Genomic DNA, 16,223 nt, shown 5'->3' on the forward strand with positions numbered 1-16,223 from the left:
CATGATCACCGCTCGGGACGACCGCCGCCGCACCTTCGAGACCGTGCCCGCCGGGGTGGAGGCCATCAGCTGGTGGGGCCGGGCCTGGGTGTCGGCGCTCGAGGGGGTGTCCCGCGACCCGGCCCGCCTGGCCCGGGGCCGCGCGTACGCCGCCGAGGGCCATGTCGACGCGGTCACGGTCACCCCGGGCCGGATCGTGGCGTACGTACGGGGCAGCCGGGCCCGCCCGTACCGCACCGAACTGGCCCTGAGCCCCTTCCCGGACGCCGAGTGGAGCGAGCTCCTGGAGGAGGTGGCCGCGGACCCCACGGCCCTCGCCGGCCTGCTGGAGAGGGAGGTGCCGCAGTCGCTGGCGGGCGCGGTCCTGCCCGGCGCGGGCGAGCTCGTCCCGCGCTGTTCCTGCCCGGACACCGCCCGTCCGCCGTGCAAGCACGCCGCGGCCCTCTGCTACCGGGCGGCCCGCCTCCTCGACGAGGACCCGTTCGTCCTGCTGCTCCTGCGCGGCCGGGGCGAGCGCGAGCTCCTCGACGAGCTGACCCGCCGCAGTGCCGCCCACGCCGCCCGCGAACAGCCCGACGCCGCACCGGACTTCCCCGGTGTCCCGGCCCGCGCCGCGCTGGCCCGCACCAGCCTGCCGCTGCTGCCGGCCCCGGTGGCCGCTCCCGCGGCCGTGGGCCTCCCGCCCGCCTACCCGGCCGACCCGGCAGCGCCCGACCCGCTGGCCCTGGACCAGCTCGCCACGGACGCCGCCGCCCGCGCCCTCGCGCTCCTCACCACCGCCGAGGACCCGATCGCCGGCCTCACCCTCTGGCAGGACGCCGTCCGCCTGGCCTCCGCGCACCACACGGCCGGCCTCACGGGCGCGGCCCGCACCCTCTACCGGGACCTGGCCCGCGCCACCGGCCGCACCACCACCGACCTGGCCCGGGCCGCAGCGGCCTGGCGCCAGGGCGGCCTGCCCGCGCTCGCCGCCCTCGAGGAACCCTGGGACCCCCCGGCGGGCCCCTTCGACCGGGCCCGACCGGCCCTCCTGGCCGCCTCCCACGGGGCCTTCCGCCCCGACCGCAACCGCCTCACCGCGCACACCCGCCAGCTCCGCCTGGGCCGCGACGGCCTCTGGTACGCCTACGAGTCCCGCCCGGGCAGCGACGACTGGTGGCCCACGGGCACCCCCTCCCCGGACCCTCTCACCGCCCTCCGCCACTGACCTCGGCCGCCCAGCGCGTCAACGTGGTGAAGTCGCGGGCGCGTAGGCCGTGGCGGGGGTGGATCCGAAGGAGGAGCGCCGGGGCCGGGTGGTGGGCGGCGATCCAGGCGCGGTCCTGGGGGGTGATCATGTCGTCGACCCAGGCGAAGGGCCGGCCCGCGGCCCAGGCGAGGAGCGGGCGGGTCTTCCAGAAGAGTCCGTCCGGGTCGTCGGCGAAGAGTTCCGGCCACTCGATGACGGGTAGATCACCGGGTAGCCCGATGTGCGGGGCGATCATCGTGTTGGCCTCGTGCATCCAGGCGGTGGCCCAGGTGAGTTCGTAGGGCAGGGCCAGCAGACGGACGCCGTGCGACGGGTGCAGGCGGACCCGCAGCCCGCGCCGGGCGCTGCGCGATTCCGGGTCCCGGTGGGACATCCAGCCGGCCGGACGCATCCGGTGACTGGTGTATCCGCGCAGTCCGGCGAGGCGGGACCGAAAGGGGTTGAGGGGGCCGTCCACGTCGAGGAGCAGGAGCGGGCGATCGGTCATGAACAAGGGACTACCCAGTACACGATGGAGTGAAATGCCTACCTGCTCTATAACCCGAATGGGTTTACGGCGTTGTTTCCGGTGCGGGTGCAGCACCCGTGAACTCCTCCAGAAGGCAGGGAAGCTGATGCGACACAGTCGTCGGAATGGCTTGATCGCGGCGGTGGTTGCGGGAGGTGGACTGGCGGTCGCGGGTGTCGGCGGGTTCGCCTACGCCGATGCGGACGCGGGCGGGAAGGCCGAGCGTTCTCCGGGGCTGCTGTCCGGGAATCTGGTGCAGCTGCCGGTGCACACCCCGGTGAACGTGTGCGGCAACACCGTGAGCGTGGTCGGCTTGCTCAACTCGGCCGCGGGCAACCGCTGTGCCAACGAGGCCGGGGGCGGTGGCGACGGGCGTCCAGGGTCCGTGTCCTCGCATCCCGCGAAACCCGGGACCCGGAGCGGGAACGGGACCGGCCAGGGCGGGGGAGCCCGTGCCGAAGGAAGCGGAAAGGATTCGCCGGGGCTGCTGTCCGGCAACGGGATCCAGCTCCCGGTCGACGTCCCGGTCAACATCAGCGGGAACGCGGTCAGCGTCGTCGGGATCGGCAACAGTTCCACCGGCAACACCTCCGTCAACGGCGAGGAGCCCAGCGGTGGGAAGCCTCCGCAGCAGCCGCCCGTCGTCGAGCGGCCGGTCACCCCGTCCGCGCCCTCGGTCACCCCGTCCGCGCCGTCGGTCACCGCGCCCGCGCCGCCGCAGCACGGCCCGGCGCTCGCCCACACCGGGGCCGACGGCGCCGGCTACCTGCTGCCGGGCGGCGGGGCGCTGCTGCTGGGCGGGGTCCTGCTCTACCGCCGTTTCCGCCTCCAGTAGGCCGCAGGGCCTACGGCTCGGGGCCCGAAGCGTGCGGCGGGGGCGGGGGTGGCGGGGGAGTGCGCCAGCCGTCCAGGATCGCGTCGATCCGCGCCGCCAGCCGGGCCCGGGCCGCGAACCGCGGGACGCCCGCCATCAGCAGGGCGTCGTACTCGGTGTCGGTGTGCCGCACCGCCGCCCGGACCGCCACCGACACCGCCTGTACGTCGAGGGCCCGGCCTGCCGCCGTACGGCCCACCCGGCCGCTGCCGCGCAGCGAGGCGTGGGCGGCGATCGCCGCCGCCCGCTCGGCGGGACAGCCCGGGAACAGCCGCCGGATCTCCGCGGTGAAGGCAGCGGTGAACCGGGTGTCCTCGACCGCGCGGCGCAGCCGGTCGCGCTCCCGGCGGCGGGCCCGCGCCTCGGCGTCCGCGAGGCAGGCACGCTCCGCGCGGGCCAGGGCGGGGTCCTCGACCAGGAGCCCCTGGCGCTCGTAGCGGCGGCGCCGCTTGTTGAAGCGGACGACGACGGCGGAGAGCGAACTGGCCTCACGGGCCCGTCGTGTGAGCGCCGCATCCCCGCGCGGCAGGTAGACGAGGTGCCCGAGGTCGGCGCAGTCCAGACAGCGGGGCACACCGGCCTCGCGGACGAGATGCCGGAGCGGCCCCTGGCGGCACTCCGCACAGTTGATCTGCTTCGGCGACTCGAACACCACGAGGCTCATGACGATGTGATACCGCCGTCCGGTCGGCTTATCACCTTGCCGAAAAGGGTGGTTGAGGTTTCGCCATCTTTTCCGGATGTCCGGATGTCCCTCTACCGTGGGGCGCTGGGGCTGCGGTAGGGCCGTGATGCCCATGGGGGAGGGGCGCACACATGGCTGGACGGCAGGCGACGGCGCGGCTTGCGCGGGACACGCCCGGCGCGGAGGACCTTGCGGGCCGGGAGGTCGTCATAGAACCCGGCGGCTGCACCGGCTGGCACTTCCACCGCGTCCCGCTGATCGCACTCGTCAAGTCCGGGACGCTGACCCGGATCCTGCACGACAACTCGGTCGTCGTGCACCGGCCGGGCTCCAGCTTCGTCGAGCCGCCCGGCATCGAGCACCTCCACCTCGGCCGCAACCTCGGCACCGAACCGGTCGTGCTGTACGTGACCTCCACGCTGGCGGAGGGCGAAGCCTTCTCCATACCTGCTGCCGCCCCGCGCGGCGCAACACCGTGCTCCTGCTCGGGGGACTTCGCGTGAACCGGCCTCCCGCGAGCCGCTCCGTTCGGCCCCGCCCCGCTCAGACCAGGCGGCGTATCTCCCCGCGCACGCGGTAGAAGCCACCCGAAGCCGCGTGCAGCCCGTCCACCACGTACCGGGCCCCGGGCTCCCGGATCCCGCGCGGGAACTGCACGTTCCACGAGGGCTCGAAGCCGCCCGACACCACCTGCACCCGCATCCGGCCGCCCTGCTGGACGCACTCCACCACCACACCGTCCGCCGGCGCCGCCGCCACCGAGACGGTCGCCACCGCCGCGGCGGAAGCCGCCGGGGTGAACACCGGCAGCGCAGCCGCCGACTTCACATCCACGGCCGTCGGCACCGAGCCCTGCTGGGCCGCGAGGATCGCCGCCTCGCCGGCGTCCATGCAGATCAGGGACCCGTCCGTGGTCACCAGGTACAGCCGCTCGTCCAGGTACTGCATCGACAGGGCCGAACCGCCGCCGGTGCCCAGCTTCCACAGCCGCTGCCCGTCGGCATCGAAGCAGTACACCGAGGAGGCGTAGTCGGCGGCGAACACGTGCCGGCCGTCCGGCGAGGTCGCACACGCGTACACGGCGGCGTCGCACCGGTACGAGGCCTCCACGGCGCCCGTCGCCTTCGCCAGCCGCTGCACGGTGTTGCGCCCCGTGCCCGCGTAGACCGTGTGGTCCTCCTGCCAGCCGAAGAGCACCGAGCCGTTGGTCGGCGTGTGCCACAACTGCGCCCCGCCGTCCGCCGCGTACGCGGTCACGCCCTGGCTGTGCCCGTGGTAGACCGCCCGCTCGTCCGCCCGGACCATCCACGCGTTCGAGCCCGAGGAGCGCCGCGACCACTGGAACTCGTCCTCGTGGTCGATGACCGTCAGCCCGCCGCTGCGGTCGGACACGCTCAGCACGCCCTCGTGGATGTCGAGCCAGAAGATGTCCACGTCCGCCGCGATGTCGTACGCGCCGAACGGCACCTTCGACGACAGGTCGTACACCGTGCCGTCGTCACAGCCCGCGTATATCCAGAACTCGTCCGCCACCAGGCACTTCACCCCGTCCGGCAGCGAGTACCGGGCCAGCACCTCGCCCCCGTGGCTCAGCGTGTAGACGTCCCCCGCCTGGTTGCCCACCCAGCAGCGGTCCTCGTCCACATGGATCCCGAAGGCCGAGGAACCCGTACGGAACCGCCACAGCACCGGGGCCACGGCCCGCGCCGTCGACGGAGCGGAGGTGACCTGGCGGCGCGTCACCGACCGGGCCGCGCGCTGCCCCGCCACCGCCGGCGCGTACCCCTTGCGGACCTTCTCCCCGATCTTCTTGGCGGCCGCCGCCCGGGCCTTCTCGACGGTCGGGAACGACGAGCTCTGCAGCTGGCCGTCCGCGCCGATGCGCCCGTACCGCACCGAGACGGCCGTGCCGTCCACGGTCACCTCGTAGAACTTGTGCGCTCCGCCGCCATCCTGCGACAGCTCCAGATACGTCGTCTCGCGAGCCACGTCAGACCCCTCCCCAAGGCCGGGCCAACGGCTCTTTCCCGCCGGTGATCCCTCGTGGAAAACGCTACGGTCCACCACTGACAATGGGCCCGTGCAGCTGGAAGCGATCACATGGCAGCGGATGGCCGAGCGGCTCGCCGGTCACCTCGACGAACACAAGGCGGCCCCCGGGCTGGGGACTTGGCAGCGGGTGGGCATCGACGGCGCACCCGCCGCCGGTACCGGCGTGCTCGCCGGCCACCTCGCCGACGCGCTGCGCCTGCGCAGCCGCCCGGTCCTGGTGGTCCCGGCCGAGGGCTTCCTGCGGCCGGCCTCGCTCCGCTTCGAGTTCGGCCGCGAGGACGTGGACTCCTACCTCGGCGGCTGGTACGACACCGCCGCCCTCTGGCGCGAGGTGTTCGGCCCGACCGACCCGGGCGGCACCGGCCGGGTGCTGCCCGACCTCTGGGACCCGGCGACCGACCGGGCGACCCGCAGCCCGTACACCGAACTCCCGCCGGGCGGCGTCGTGATCGTGCACGGCCCCCTGCTGCTGGGCCACTGGTTCCCCTTCGACCTCAGCGTGCACATCCGGCTCTCCCCGGGGGCGCTGGCCCGCCGCACCGAGGAGTCCGCGCGCTGGACCCTGCCCGCCTTCGCGCGGTACGAGGCGGAGACCGACCCGGCGGCGCAGGCCGACGCCGTGGTCCGGGCCGACGACCTTCGCCATCCCGCCTGGACCGGTCTCACGGGCCCCACCGGCTGACCTCCGCGGCCGCCGTACCGTCACGGACGTCCGGGATCCGCAACAGCGGCATCGCGGCTCTGCGACGAACGGGATCCGGCCATCGCCGCGGCGCGAACCCCGGCGCTACGTTGACGTCACGCTTCGACGGCGGCCACCGGGTGGCGCCTTGGCAGAGGGAGACGGCAATGGGCGGACGTGGTAGGGCGGTTCAGGGTCCGAGACGGCTGCGGCGGCAGGCCGCCTGCGCCGCGCTGGTGCTGTGCGGGGCCCTGGCCCTCTCGGCCTGCAACGGCGACGACGGCAGTGACGCGGGAGCGGGAGCCGCCGGTACGAGCCCCGGTGCGAGCCCGGCGAGCCCGTCGGCCACCCCTGCCACCTCTGCCACCCCGGCGGGCGGAGGGGCGCCGTCCGCAGCGGCGTCCGCGAAGAAGCCGGCCCCGACCACCACCGCTCCGGCCAAGCCGAAGCCGCCCGCGCCCGGACCCACCTGCGCCCCCAAGCCGCCCATCTCGCCCGACGAGATCGCCGTGTACCGGTACACCCCCGAGGGCGGCGCCCTCAGCCTGATCGTCAAGCGCGGGAACTGGGGCTGCCCCGTCCCGGGAGGCAGCACGCCCTTCGTCACGGTCGGCGAGGAAACCTTCATCACGGTCGCCGACGACGCCAAGATCACCGCCATGGCCCCCATCGTCTCCGGCTCCGTGAGCAAGCCGATCACCGCGCACGAGCTCACCTCGTGGCTGGAGTCCCACCCGAACAAGGGCCTGGTGTTCCACTACAACGTGAACCACAGGGGCATGATCGAGACCCTCGGTCAGGAGGAGTACACCCTTTAGGGGGTGTCCGCGAAGTCCTGCCCGGCCCGCGGCGTCACTCCCCGGCCGCGGCCGAGGTGTCCGCCCCGCACCGGTCCCGCAGCTACGGTCGCCCGCCCAGCCGGGTGACCGCCTGTGCGGCCGCCCGGCACCCCGCCCGGGCCGCGTCAGCCGGGGCCGCCCCCGCGAGCCGGGCCGCCAGGAACCCGCCGGTGAACGCGTCCCCGGCCCCCGTCGAGTCCACCGCCTCGGCCGCCTCCGCCGACACTTCCGCGGTCACCCGGCCCGCCTCCGCCACCAGCGCCCCCGCCGCGCCGCGGGTGACCACCACCAGCGGGACCCGCCGGCTCAGCTCCGCCGCCGCCCTGGCCGCCCCATCCGCTCCCGCCTCCCCGGGCAGTCCGGCCAGCAGCCGCGCCTCGTCCTCGTTGGGCAGCAGTACGCCGGTCCCCGCCACGGCATCGAGGAAGCGCTCCGGCCCCAGCGCGACCAGGAATCCCGCCGAGGCCGGGTCCACGCTCACCGGAACCCCGCGGGCCCGGGCCGCCCGCAGTGCGACGAGGGCCAGTTCGCGGCTGCTGTCGGCGAAGAAGAGGTAGCCGGACAGGTGCAGATGGGCCGCCCCGTCCAGCAGGGCCGGCGCCCAGTCCTCGGGGCACAGCCGCAGCGCGGCGCCGCTGTCGGTGAGGAAGGTCCGCTCCGCGTCCTTGCCGACCAGCGCCACCACCGTCCCGGTCGGCTCGGCCGGATCGATCACCAGCCGCGGCCGCACCCCGCAGTCGCGCAGCGACTGCTCGTGCCAGCGGGCGGATTCGGCGCCGACCCGCGCGAGCAGGCGTACCTCCGCCACCCCCGCGCGGGCCGCCCAGCAGGCCGCGTTGGCCCCGGCGCCGCCCGGCAGGGTCCGGATCCGCGCGGCCGTGTCCGTGGCCGGGGTCAGCGGCTCCGGATGCACGGCCACGACGTCCGTCACCACGTCCCCGACCACCAGCAGCGCCCCGGGTGCGGTCACGCGCGCGCCGCCCAGGCCCCCGCGATCCTGGCCCCGAGCACCACGTTGCCCCGTACCGCCGCCAGGTTGGCCTCCAGCGAGGCCCCGCCCGTCGCCCGTACCAGGAACCCCAGCAGGAACGGGGTCACCGCCTGCCCCGTGATCCCCCGCTCGCGGCACTCCTCGAGGGCCTCGGCCAGCACCCGGTCGTGCAGGTCCGGATCCAACTGATCCGCCTCCGCCACCGGATTGGCCACCAGCAGCGCCGACTGCGGTCCGCCGAGGGCGTCCTGAGCGGCCATCACCGCCGCCACCTCCTGTGGCCGGTGGACGGTCCAGTCCACGGGCTCGCCGGAACTGGCCAGGTAGAAGCCGGGGAAACGTTCCGTCCCGTACCCCACCACCCCCACCCCGAGCGTCTCCAGCCGCTGCAGCGTGGCCGGCACGTCCAGGATCGACTTCACCCCCGCGCACACCACCGTGATGCGCGTCCGCGCCAGCAACTGCAGGTCCGCCGACTCGTCCTGGGTCTGCGCGTACTCGCGGTGTACGCCGCCCAGCCCGCCCGTGGCGAAGACCCGCAGCCCGGCCCGCGCGGCCAGGAACGCCGTCGCGGACACCGTCGTGGCCCCGGTCGCGCCCGCCGCGAGCGCGGGAGCCAGATCCCGGTGGCCGAGCTTGCGTACGCCCTCGCCGCCGGCGATCCGCTCCAGCTGCGCCTTGTCGAGGCCCGCGTACGCCACCCCGTCGACGACCGCGATCGTGGCCGGAACCGCCCCCTCGGCGCGCACCAGCGCCTCCAGTTCGGCGCCCACGGCGAGATTGCGGGGGCGGGGCAGGCCGTGCGCGATGATCGTCGACTCCAGCGCCACGACGGGACGGCCCCGTTCGAGCGCCTCGCGGACCTCTTCGGACAGGACGGGGACCTCGGGTGATGTGTGCATGTCCCATCCATGGCACGGGACGTGCGCCCCCAAACGCGCTCCCGGCCCGCCTTCCGAACCTGTCCGACCAGCGTGCCCCCATGAACCCCCGGGACACGCGCGCCTTCTACGACGAACTCGCCGACCGGTACGACCTCCTGTACGCGGACTGGGACGCGGGCATCGCCCGCCAGGGCCGGGCGCTGAACGCCCTGCTCACCGCCTGCCCGGGCCCCGGCCCGCACCGCGTCCTCGACCACGCCTGCGGAATCGGCACCCAGGCCTTGAAATGGGCCGCCCTGGGCCACCGGGTCACCGGGTCACCGGAACCGACCTGAGCCCGCCCTCGGCCGCCCGGGCCGGCCGCGAGGCGGCCGCGCGCGGGCTCGCCCTCTCCACCGCTGCCGCGGACATGCGGGCCCTGCCCTTCCGGGACGGCTCCTTCGACGCGGTCGTGTGCGCGGACAACGCCCTGCCGCACCTCCTGACGGCCGACGACGTGTGCACCGCCCTGGCCGAAACCCTGCGGGTGCTGCGCCCGGGCGGCCTGCTGCTGCTCTCGACCCGCCCGTACGGCGAACTGCGGCGGGCCCGGCCGCAGAGCGACGCCCCGCACGTGCGGACCGGCCCGGACGGACGCACCATCAGCTTCCAGCTCTGGCGGTGGCACGAGGACGGAGAGCGGTACGACCTGGAGCCCTTCCCGCTGTTGCCGTCCGCCGGGCCCGGCCCGGAGACGTGGACCACCCGCACGGCCAAGACCACGTACTGGGCGCTGCCCGAGGAGGAGACGCAGGGCTACGCCCGCCGGGCCGGGTTCGCCGAAACGGTGTGGCACCCGGCGCAGGCCACCGGATTCCACCAGCCGGTGCTCAGCGCCCGACGGCCCGGCCGGGGCCGGGGCCGGGGGCGGCTGGACAGATTGACCTGTCCGGCGGGCGGAACCTGGACGTTCTGGTCACCGCGGTGCGCCGGACGGCCGGATTAGGCTGACTCGGCATGAGCACCAGTGAGCACGGCCCCGTCTCGTTCGCCGTATCCGTACCGGATGCCGAGCTGGAGGTCGAGGACCTCGATCCCGGCCAGATCCTCTCCGGCGAGCCCGTCGTGACGGGCAAGGTGCTGTGGGAGTCGCCCGACGGCAAGCAGCTGCGGGGCATCTGGCAGATCACCCCGGGCGTGGTCACCGACACCGAGGCGAACGAGCTGTTCGTCGTGGTCAGCGGCCGCGCCACCATCGAGGTCGAGGGCGGGGAGACCCTGGAGGTGGGCCCCGGCTCCGCCTGTGTGCTCCGGGAGGGCGACAAGACCACCTGGACCGTCCACGAGACGCTGCGCAAGGCCTACCACATCAGCTACTAGCCGCAGGAGCGGAAGCGACGGCAGCGGGATGGCGGCGCCCGGTGAACAGGGCGAGCGCCGCCATCGGCAGCAGCAGGCCCGCGCCGATCACGTTCAGCCAGCCGTAGCCCGCGTGGGACATGACCAGGCCGGCGGCCGCGCCGCCCACGCCCGCGCAGGTGTTCATCGTGAGGTCGCTCAGACCCTGTACGGCGGCCCGCGCGGCCTGCGGCACCGAGTCGGTGAGCAGCGCCGAGCCGGAGACCATGCCGGCGGACCAGCCGAGGCCGAGCAGGAACAGGCCGACGGCGCTCTGCGCGTGGTCGGGACCGGCGGTGCCGGCGAGCAGGGCGGCCAGCGACAGCAGCCCGGCCGCGAGGCCGATGACCGACAGCCGGCCGACGCGGTCCGCGAGCCAGCCCATGACCGGCGAGAAGGCGAACATGCCGGCGATGTGGCCGCTGATCACCAGGCCGACGAGCTCCAGCCCTGCGCCGTGGTGGCCCAGGTCGACCGGGGTCATCACCATGATCGAGACCATGGTGGTGTGCGAGACCGCGACGGTGACCAGGGCCAGGCGCGCCCGCGGGGAGGCCTTGACGGCCGCGAGCCCGGCGCGCAGCGAGCGGCCCTCGCGGGTCTGCTCCTCGGGCGAGGCCAGCGCCCGGGCCGTCAGCAGCGGGTCCGGCCGCAGGAGCACGCCGATCAGGGTGCCGGTGAGGACGAAGACGGCTCCGGCCCAGACGAAGGGGCCCGCCGTCTCGGGTATGGAGGTCCCGGCGAAGCTGCGGCTGGCCGGGGCGGAGAGGTTGGGGCCGAGCACCGCGCCGAGGGTCGACGCCCAGACGACGACGGCGACGGCCCGGGCCCGCCGGTCCGGCGCGGCGAGATCGGCGGCCGCGAACCGGGCCTGGAGGTTGGCGGAGGAGGCTGCTCCGAAGGCGGCCATGCCGAGCATGAGCAGCGGGAAGCTCTTGATCGCGGTGGCGAGGACGACCAGGGCCGCACCCGCTGCGCCGATCCCGTACCCGAGGACCAGCCCCGGGCGCCGGCCGCGCGCGGTCATCAGGGCGGCGAGCGGCAGGGAGACCGCCGCGGTGCCGATCACCGCGGCGGTGGAGGCGAAGCCGGACAGCGACTCGGTGCCGCTGACCTGCGTCGCGAGGACCGGGGCCAGCGCGATGCTGATGGGCACGCCGAGGCCGCCCAGCATCTGGCTCGCTATCAGCACCGCGGAGGTGCGCCGTTGGAGCCCGGGCAGGTCCGCCGGGCCGGCCGGCGGAGCAGGCCGGTCGGTGCCGGGTACGGCGGTCATGCGGCCCACCGCCGTCGCGGCGGCGCAGGGCGGTCTACGGGCGCGGGCGCGGTCCGGCCCGAGGCAGCAGGAGTAGTCACCGCGGCAGTCTCCCACCCCTTACCGCCCGACGGAACGGGGGATGCACCCCCGTCCACCCCCGCATCCCCCGCACACTCCCGTCAGAACAGCGGCTGCGGCAGGACGCCCTCCAGCGCCAGCAGGGACCGCTTGGTCTCCACCCCGCCGCCGAAACCGCCGATGCCGCCGTCGTTCTCCACGACCCGGTGGCAGGCCACCACCAGCGGCAGCGGATTCGACCCCATGGCGTTGCCCACGGCCTGGGCCGCGCCCGGCTGTCCGACCCGGGCCGCGAGCTCCCCGTACCCCACGACCGCCCCGTACGGCACCGAGCGGTCCAGCTCCTGGAGCACCTGCCGGTTGAAGCCGGAGCTGAGCCGCCAGTCCAGCGGCAGGTCGAAGCGCTTGAGCGAGCCCGCGAAGTAGGCCGTCAGCTGGCGTACCGGCTCGGCCAGGAGCACCTCCTCGCCCGGTGCCGGGCGCCAGGCGTCGGCGCCGAGCCGGGAGACGAGGGAGCCGATCATCTTCTCGACCCGGTCCGGACCGGCATGGAACTCGACCCGGACCAGACCCTCCGGGGTCGCGGCCAGGAGCAGGGGCCCGACGTCGCTGGGGACGACGGTCCATTCGAGGTGCGGCCCGCGGGGCCGCTCGGTGCTGTCCACCCCTCCACCGTACGGGGCGGGTACGACACCCCTGGGGATGCCCTAGTACGGGAAGGCGCCGAGCACCGCCTCCGGGCCGAGCACCGCCTCCTGCACGACGTCCGGGGCGTTGGTGATGATCCCGTCCACGCCCATCCCCTGTACCTTCCGGGCCGTCGCCGCGTCGTCCACGATCCAGGTGTCCACCTCCATCGTCTTGCCGTGGGCGCCCAGCAGGCCGTGCACCGCCGCCACCCAGTCGGCCGAGATGGTGGTGTGCCACGGGTTGATCCGGTCCGTGAACGCGGCGTACTTCGGCAGGTCGGCGACGGTCGGGGTGCCCAGGAAGGCCGTCACGAGGTCCGGGCGCAGGCCGTGCACGAGTTGCACGGAGTCCGCGCTGAAGCTCTGCACGACCAGGCGGCGCCGCACGTGGTCCGCGTCGAGCCAGCCCGTCTCGTCCAGCACCTGCAGCGTCTCCTTCTCGATCCCGGGGTAGAGCTCGGGCTTCTTGATCTCCAGCAGCAGCCGCTGCCGGTTGTCCTGCACCCGGTCGAGGTATGCCCGCAGGGTCGGCACCCGGGCCCCCGTGAACTCCGCGCCGAACCAGCTGCCCGCGTCGAGCGTGGCGATCTCCGCCGCCGTGAAGTCCTTGACCCGCCAGGGGCTCCGGTCCGGGAACGCCTGCTCGACGTCGGTCGTCCGCGCCAGGGTGTCGTCGTGGACCACGACCAGCTCACCGTCCTTGGTGCGCTGGACGTCGTTCTCGACCCAGTCGAAGCCCAGCCGCATCGCGAGGTCGATCGCGTCGAGGGTGTTCTCCGGCGCGTACGCCGAAGCCCCCCGGTGGGCGTACACGACGGGGCCCAGCAGCCCCGCCCCGCCGCCGGCGCCGGCGGGGGAGGCCGGGGAAGAGGGGGAGGAGGGGCCGGTGGCGGCGGACGAGGTCGTCCCGCCCAGGACGGTCAGGGTGAAGCCCAGGAATGCGGCGGCGGCCGCGGCGGCGGGTCGGACGTACATGTGCGTTCTCCTCGGTTCGGAGCCCTGTTCCTGCGTCAGACGCGTGCGGAATGGCAGACGTTGCGGCGATGCACTACACGGGGGACCTCTACGGCGATCATGCGGTTGATGATCACGGCGCCGCCACCGAACTACGACAAACGGACCAGAAAGGAGGACTTCCGTCCCGCCCGCCGGACCTGGCCCGGCGCCGCGGACCCGCGCGCGGCCGCATGAGTGTCAGTGCGGGGTCGTACGGTGGAGTCATGCGGCCCGTATCGAAGATCGAACGCACGGTGGCGCCTTTCGAGGTCGTCAGCCCCTACCAGCCCAGCGGCGACCAGCCGGCGGCCATCGCCGACCTGGAGAAGCGCATCCGTGCAGGTGAGAAGGATGTCGTCCTGCTGGGTGCGACCGGCACCGGCAAGTCGGCGACCACCGCCTGGATGATCGAGAAGCTCCAGCGCCCCACCCTGGTCATGGCGCCGAACAAGACCCTCGCCGCCCAGCTGGCGAACGAGTTCCGCGAGCTCCTGCCGAACAACGCCGTCGAGTACTTCGTCTCGTACTACGACTACTACCAGCCCGAGGCCTACGTACCGCAGTCGGACACCTACATCGAGAAGGACTCCTCGATCAACGAGGAGGTGGAGCGGCTGCGCCACTCCGCGACCAACTCGCTGCTCACCCGGCGCGACGTGATCGTCGTGGCGTCCGTGTCCTGCATCTACGGCCTCGGCACCCCGCAGGAGTACGTCGACCGGATGGTCCCCCTCAAGGTCGGCGAGGAGATGGACCGGGACCAGCTGCTGCGCCGCTTCGTCGACATCCAGTACACGCGCAACGACGTGGCCTTCACCCGCGGCACCTTCCGCGTGCGCGGGGACACCATCGAGATCTTCCCGGTCTACGAGGAACTGGCCGTCCGCATCGAGATGTTCGGCGACGAGATCGAGGCCCTCTCCACCCTGCACCCGCTGACCGGCGAGGTCATCAGCGAGGACCGCGAGCTGTACGTCTTCCCCGCCAGCCACTACGTCGCCGGCCCCGAGCGCATGGAGAAGGCGATCGCCGGCATCGAGACGGAGCTCGCCGAGCGCCTCGCCGAGCTGGAGAAGCAGGGCAAGATGCTCGAGGCGCAGCGCCTGCGCATGCGCACCACGTACGACCTGGAGATGATGCGCCAGATCGGGTCCTGCTCCGGCATCGAGAACTACTCGCTGCACATGGACGACCGCGAGCGCGGCTCCGCGCCCAACACCCTCATCGACTACTTCCCCGAGGACTTCCTCCTCGTCATCGACGAGTCGCACGTCACCGTGCCGCAGATCGGCGCGATGTACGAGGGCGACGCCTCGCGCAAGCGGACCCTGGTCGACCACGGCTTCCGGCTGCCGTCCGCCCTCGACAACCGGCCGCTGAAGTGGGAGGAGTTCCAGGAGCGGATCGGCCAGACGGTCTACCTGTCGGCGACCCCGGGCAAGTACGAGCTCTCCCGCGGCGACGGCTTCGTCGAGCAGATCATCCGCCCCACCGGCCTCGTCGACCCCGAGGTCGTGGTCAAGCCCACCGAGGGGCAGATCGACGACCTGGTCCACGAGATCCGGCAGCGGGTGGAGAAGGACGAGCGCGTCCTGGTCACCACCCTCACCAAGAAGATGGCCGAGGACCTCACGGACTACTTCCTGGAGCTCGGCATCCAGGTCCGCTACCTGCACAGCGACGTCGACACGCTGCGCCGGATCGAGCTGCTGCGCGAGCTGCGCGCCGGCGAGTACGACGTCCTGGTCGGCATCAACCTGCTGCGCGAGGGCCTCGACCTGCCCGAGGTGTCGCTCGTCGCGATCCTCGACGCCGACAAGCAGGGCTTCCTGCGCTCGGGGACCTCCTTGATCCAGACCATCGGCCGCGCGGCGCGCAACGTGTCGGGCCAGGTCCACATGTACGCGGACAGCATCACCCCGGCGATGGCACAGGCGATCGACGAGACCAACCGCCGCCGGGAGAAGCAGGTCGCCTACAACACGGCCAAGGGGATCGACCCGCAGCCCCTGCGCAAGAAGATCAACGACATCGTCGCCACCATCGCCCGGGAGGAGCTGGACACCGAACAGCTCCTCGGCACCGGGTACCGCCAGGGCAAGGACGGCAAGGCTCCCGTGCCTTCGCTCGGCGTGGTCAAGGCGGGCCAGATCACCGTGGACGGCAAGGGGGTCAAGGGCGCCAAGGCCGCCAAGGCGGCCAAGGAGGCCGCGGTGCTGACGGACCGTCCGGCCGAGGAACTGGCGGCGCTCATCGAGCAGATGACGGAGCGGATGCGCGGTGCGGCGGCCGAGCTCCAGTTCGAGGTCGCGGCCCGGATCCGCGACGAGGTGGGCGAGCTGAAGAAGGAGCTGCGACAGATGAAGGAAGCGGGCCTCGCCTGACCCGGGGCCGGTCAGTAGGGTTGGCAGCAGCCGCAGGTACATGTGCGCACCCACATCGGGGGCGGGCTAGGAGAGGGGACAGCGCGTGACGGTCAACATGACCAAGGGTCAGGCCATCAGTCTGCAGAAGCAGGACGGGGGCACGCTGACCGCGGTCCGGATGGGCCTCGGCTGGCAGGCGGCCAAGCGCCGCGGGCTGTTCGGCTCGCGGACCCGGGAGATCGACCTGGACGCGTCGGCGGTGCTCTTCGCCGACAAGCAGCCGGTCGACGTGGTGTTCTTCCGGCACCTGCAGAGCGACGACGGCTCGGTCCGGCACACCGGTGACAACCTCGTCGGCGGCGCCGGCCAGGGCGGGGACGACGAGTCGATCCTCGTCGACCTCCAGCGCGTGCCGGTGCACATTGACCAGATCGTCTTCACGGTGAACTCGTTCACCGGCCAGACGTTCCAGGAGGTGCAGAACGCGTTCTGCCGCATCGTCGACGAGACCAACGGCCAGGAGCTGGCCCGCTACACCCTGGACGGCGGCGGGCAGTACACCGCGCAGATCATGGCGAAGGTGTCGCGCGCCGGAAGCGGCTGGCAGATGACGGCCCTCGGCAACCCGGCCAACGGCCGCACCTTCCAGGACCTGATGCCGGCGATCCTGCCGCACCTGTAAGCAGTACCGCACC

General features: G+C 73.5%; 16 protein-coding genes and 1 pseudogene. 9 read left to right on the forward strand and 8 right to left on the reverse strand.

The features are described 5' to 3' along the window. The first annotated feature begins 1 nt into the window (after position 1). Positions 2-1,207 carry an SWIM zinc finger family protein gene (locus tag ACZ49B_RS28520; protein WP_468311350.1) on the forward strand — a complete coding sequence of 402 codons (1,206 nt, stop codon included), beginning with the start codon at positions 2-4 and terminating at the stop codon, positions 1,205-1,207. On the opposite strand, the gene ACZ49B_RS28525 is transcribed toward ACZ49B_RS28520, so the two are convergent. Then, positions 1,188-1,736, reverse strand: coding sequence for a hypothetical protein (locus tag ACZ49B_RS28525; protein WP_468311352.1), 549 nt, complete (start codon positions 1,734-1,736; stop codon positions 1,188-1,190). The genes ACZ49B_RS28520 and ACZ49B_RS28525 overlap by 20 nt on opposite strands. Before the next feature lie 163 nt (positions 1,737-1,899). Here ACZ49B_RS28525 and ACZ49B_RS28530 point away from each other — a divergent pair, with 163 nt between their 5' ends. Beyond that, positions 1,900-2,592, forward strand: a complete 693-nt coding sequence (locus ACZ49B_RS28530; RefSeq protein WP_468311354.1) for a chaplin — start codon at positions 1,900-1,902, stop codon at positions 2,590-2,592. A 10-nt stretch (positions 2,593-2,602) separates the two neighbouring features. Here the strand turns inward: ACZ49B_RS28530 and ACZ49B_RS28535 are convergent, their stop codons facing one another. Then, positions 2,603-3,295 carry a DUF2293 domain-containing protein gene (locus ACZ49B_RS28535; RefSeq protein WP_468311356.1) on the reverse strand — a complete coding sequence of 231 codons (693 nt, stop codon included), beginning with the start codon at positions 3,293-3,295 and terminating at the stop codon, positions 2,603-2,605. Positions 3,296-3,447: 152 nt separating this feature from the next. Here ACZ49B_RS28535 and ACZ49B_RS28540 point away from each other — a divergent pair, with 152 nt between their 5' ends. Beyond that, complete coding sequence (locus ACZ49B_RS28540) at positions 3,448-3,819, forward strand: cupin domain-containing protein (protein ID WP_468311358.1); 372 nt, start codon at positions 3,448-3,450, stop codon at positions 3,817-3,819. A gap of 40 nt (positions 3,820-3,859) precedes the next feature. Here the strand turns inward: ACZ49B_RS28540 and ACZ49B_RS28545 are convergent, their stop codons facing one another. Then, on the reverse strand, positions 3,860-5,305 hold the full coding sequence (locus ACZ49B_RS28545; RefSeq protein WP_468311359.1) for a WGR domain-containing protein: 1,446 nt from the start codon (positions 5,303-5,305) through the stop codon (positions 3,860-3,862). Between the two features lie 91 nt (positions 5,306-5,396). Here ACZ49B_RS28545 and ACZ49B_RS28550 point away from each other — a divergent pair, with 91 nt between their 5' ends. Next, on the forward strand, positions 5,397-6,050 hold the full coding sequence (locus tag ACZ49B_RS28550; RefSeq protein WP_468311360.1) for a nucleoside/nucleotide kinase family protein: 654 nt from the start codon (positions 5,397-5,399) through the stop codon (positions 6,048-6,050). 167 nt (positions 6,051-6,217) lie between these two features. Further along, on the forward strand, positions 6,218-6,868 hold the full coding sequence (locus ACZ49B_RS28555; RefSeq protein ID WP_468311362.1) for a hypothetical protein: 651 nt from the start codon (positions 6,218-6,220) through the stop codon (positions 6,866-6,868). Positions 6,869-6,950: 82 nt separating this feature from the next. On the opposite strand, the gene ACZ49B_RS28560 is transcribed toward ACZ49B_RS28555, so the two are convergent. Further along, positions 6,951-7,859, reverse strand: a complete 909-nt coding sequence (locus ACZ49B_RS28560) for a carbohydrate kinase family protein (protein ID WP_468311364.1) — start codon at positions 7,857-7,859, stop codon at positions 6,951-6,953. Then, positions 7,856-8,782: a pseudouridine-5'-phosphate glycosidase gene (locus ACZ49B_RS28565; protein WP_468311365.1), complete on the reverse strand. Its 927-nt coding sequence runs from the start codon at positions 8,780-8,782 to the stop codon at positions 7,856-7,858. Before ACZ49B_RS28565 ends, ACZ49B_RS28560 begins: the two co-directional genes overlap by 4 nt. Positions 8,783-8,862: 80 nt before the next feature. Between ACZ49B_RS28565 and ACZ49B_RS28570 the strand changes: the two are divergent. Then, a pseudogene (locus tag ACZ49B_RS28570) lies at positions 8,863-9,749 on the forward strand (class I SAM-dependent methyltransferase). 11 nt (positions 9,750-9,760) lie between these two features. Then, complete coding sequence (locus ACZ49B_RS28575; protein WP_468311367.1) at positions 9,761-10,123, forward strand: cupin domain-containing protein; 363 nt, start codon at positions 9,761-9,763, stop codon at positions 10,121-10,123. On the opposite strand, the gene ACZ49B_RS28580 is transcribed toward ACZ49B_RS28575, so the two are convergent. The 3 genes from ACZ49B_RS28580 to ACZ49B_RS28590 all read right to left on the reverse strand — a co-directional run bounded on the left by ACZ49B_RS28580 (position 10,113) and on the right by ACZ49B_RS28590 (position 13,141). Further along, positions 10,113-11,417, reverse strand: a complete 1,305-nt coding sequence (locus ACZ49B_RS28580) for an MFS transporter (protein ID WP_468311369.1) — start codon at positions 11,415-11,417, stop codon at positions 10,113-10,115. The genes ACZ49B_RS28575 and ACZ49B_RS28580 overlap by 11 nt on opposite strands. A gap of 161 nt (positions 11,418-11,578) precedes the next feature. Continuing rightward, positions 11,579-12,142, reverse strand: a complete 564-nt coding sequence (locus tag ACZ49B_RS28585; RefSeq protein WP_468311371.1) for a methylated-DNA--[protein]-cysteine S-methyltransferase — start codon at positions 12,140-12,142, stop codon at positions 11,579-11,581. A 42-nt stretch (positions 12,143-12,184) separates the two neighbouring features. Further along, complete coding sequence (locus ACZ49B_RS28590) at positions 12,185-13,141, reverse strand: glycerophosphodiester phosphodiesterase (RefSeq protein WP_468311373.1); 957 nt, start codon at positions 13,139-13,141, stop codon at positions 12,185-12,187. Between the two features lie 245 nt (positions 13,142-13,386). Here ACZ49B_RS28590 and uvrB point away from each other — a divergent pair, with 245 nt between their 5' ends. Then, positions 13,387-15,546 carry an excinuclease ABC subunit UvrB gene (gene uvrB, locus ACZ49B_RS28595; protein ID WP_468311375.1) on the forward strand — a complete coding sequence of 720 codons (2,160 nt, stop codon included), beginning with the start codon at positions 13,387-13,389 and terminating at the stop codon, positions 15,544-15,546. 85 nt (positions 15,547-15,631) lie between these two features. Further along, the gene (locus ACZ49B_RS28600) at positions 15,632-16,210 is read left to right on the forward strand and encodes a TerD family protein (protein ID WP_030292185.1); all 579 of its coding nucleotides are present in this window, start codon (positions 15,632-15,634) and stop codon (positions 16,208-16,210) included. Positions 16,211-16,223: the final 13 nt, after the last annotated feature.

The sequence above is a fragment of the Streptomyces sp. NPDC031132 genome (genome assembly GCF_055570595.1).

Excerpts from the sequence above, each read along its gene's own strand:
- ACZ49B_RS28520 (WP_468311350.1), top strand. The coding sequence starts at position 2 with ATGATCACCGCTCGGGACGACCGCCGCCGCACCTTCGAGACCGTGCCC.
- ACZ49B_RS28525 (WP_468311352.1), bottom strand. The coding sequence starts at position 1,736 with ATGACCGATCGCCCGCTCCTGCTCCTCGACGTGGACGGCCCCCTCAAC.
- ACZ49B_RS28535 (WP_468311356.1), bottom strand. The coding sequence starts at position 3,295 with ATGAGCCTCGTGGTGTTCGAGTCGCCGAAGCAGATCAACTGTGCGGAG.
- ACZ49B_RS28540 (WP_468311358.1), top strand. The coding sequence starts at position 3,448 with ATGGCTGGACGGCAGGCGACGGCGCGGCTTGCGCGGGACACGCCCGGC.
- ACZ49B_RS28555 (WP_468311362.1), top strand. The coding sequence starts at position 6,218 with ATGGGCGGACGTGGTAGGGCGGTTCAGGGTCCGAGACGGCTGCGGCGG.
- ACZ49B_RS28565 (WP_468311365.1), bottom strand. The coding sequence starts at position 8,782 with ATGCACACATCACCCGAGGTCCCCGTCCTGTCCGAAGAGGTCCGCGAG.
- ACZ49B_RS28575 (WP_468311367.1), top strand. The coding sequence starts at position 9,761 with ATGAGCACCAGTGAGCACGGCCCCGTCTCGTTCGCCGTATCCGTACCG.
- ACZ49B_RS28580 (WP_468311369.1), bottom strand. The coding sequence starts at position 11,417 with ATGACCGCCGTACCCGGCACCGACCGGCCTGCTCCGCCGGCCGGCCCG.
- ACZ49B_RS28590 (WP_468311373.1), bottom strand. The coding sequence starts at position 13,141 with ATGTACGTCCGACCCGCCGCCGCGGCCGCCGCCGCATTCCTGGGCTTC.
- uvrB (WP_468311375.1), top strand. The coding sequence starts at position 13,387 with ATGCGGCCCGTATCGAAGATCGAACGCACGGTGGCGCCTTTCGAGGTC.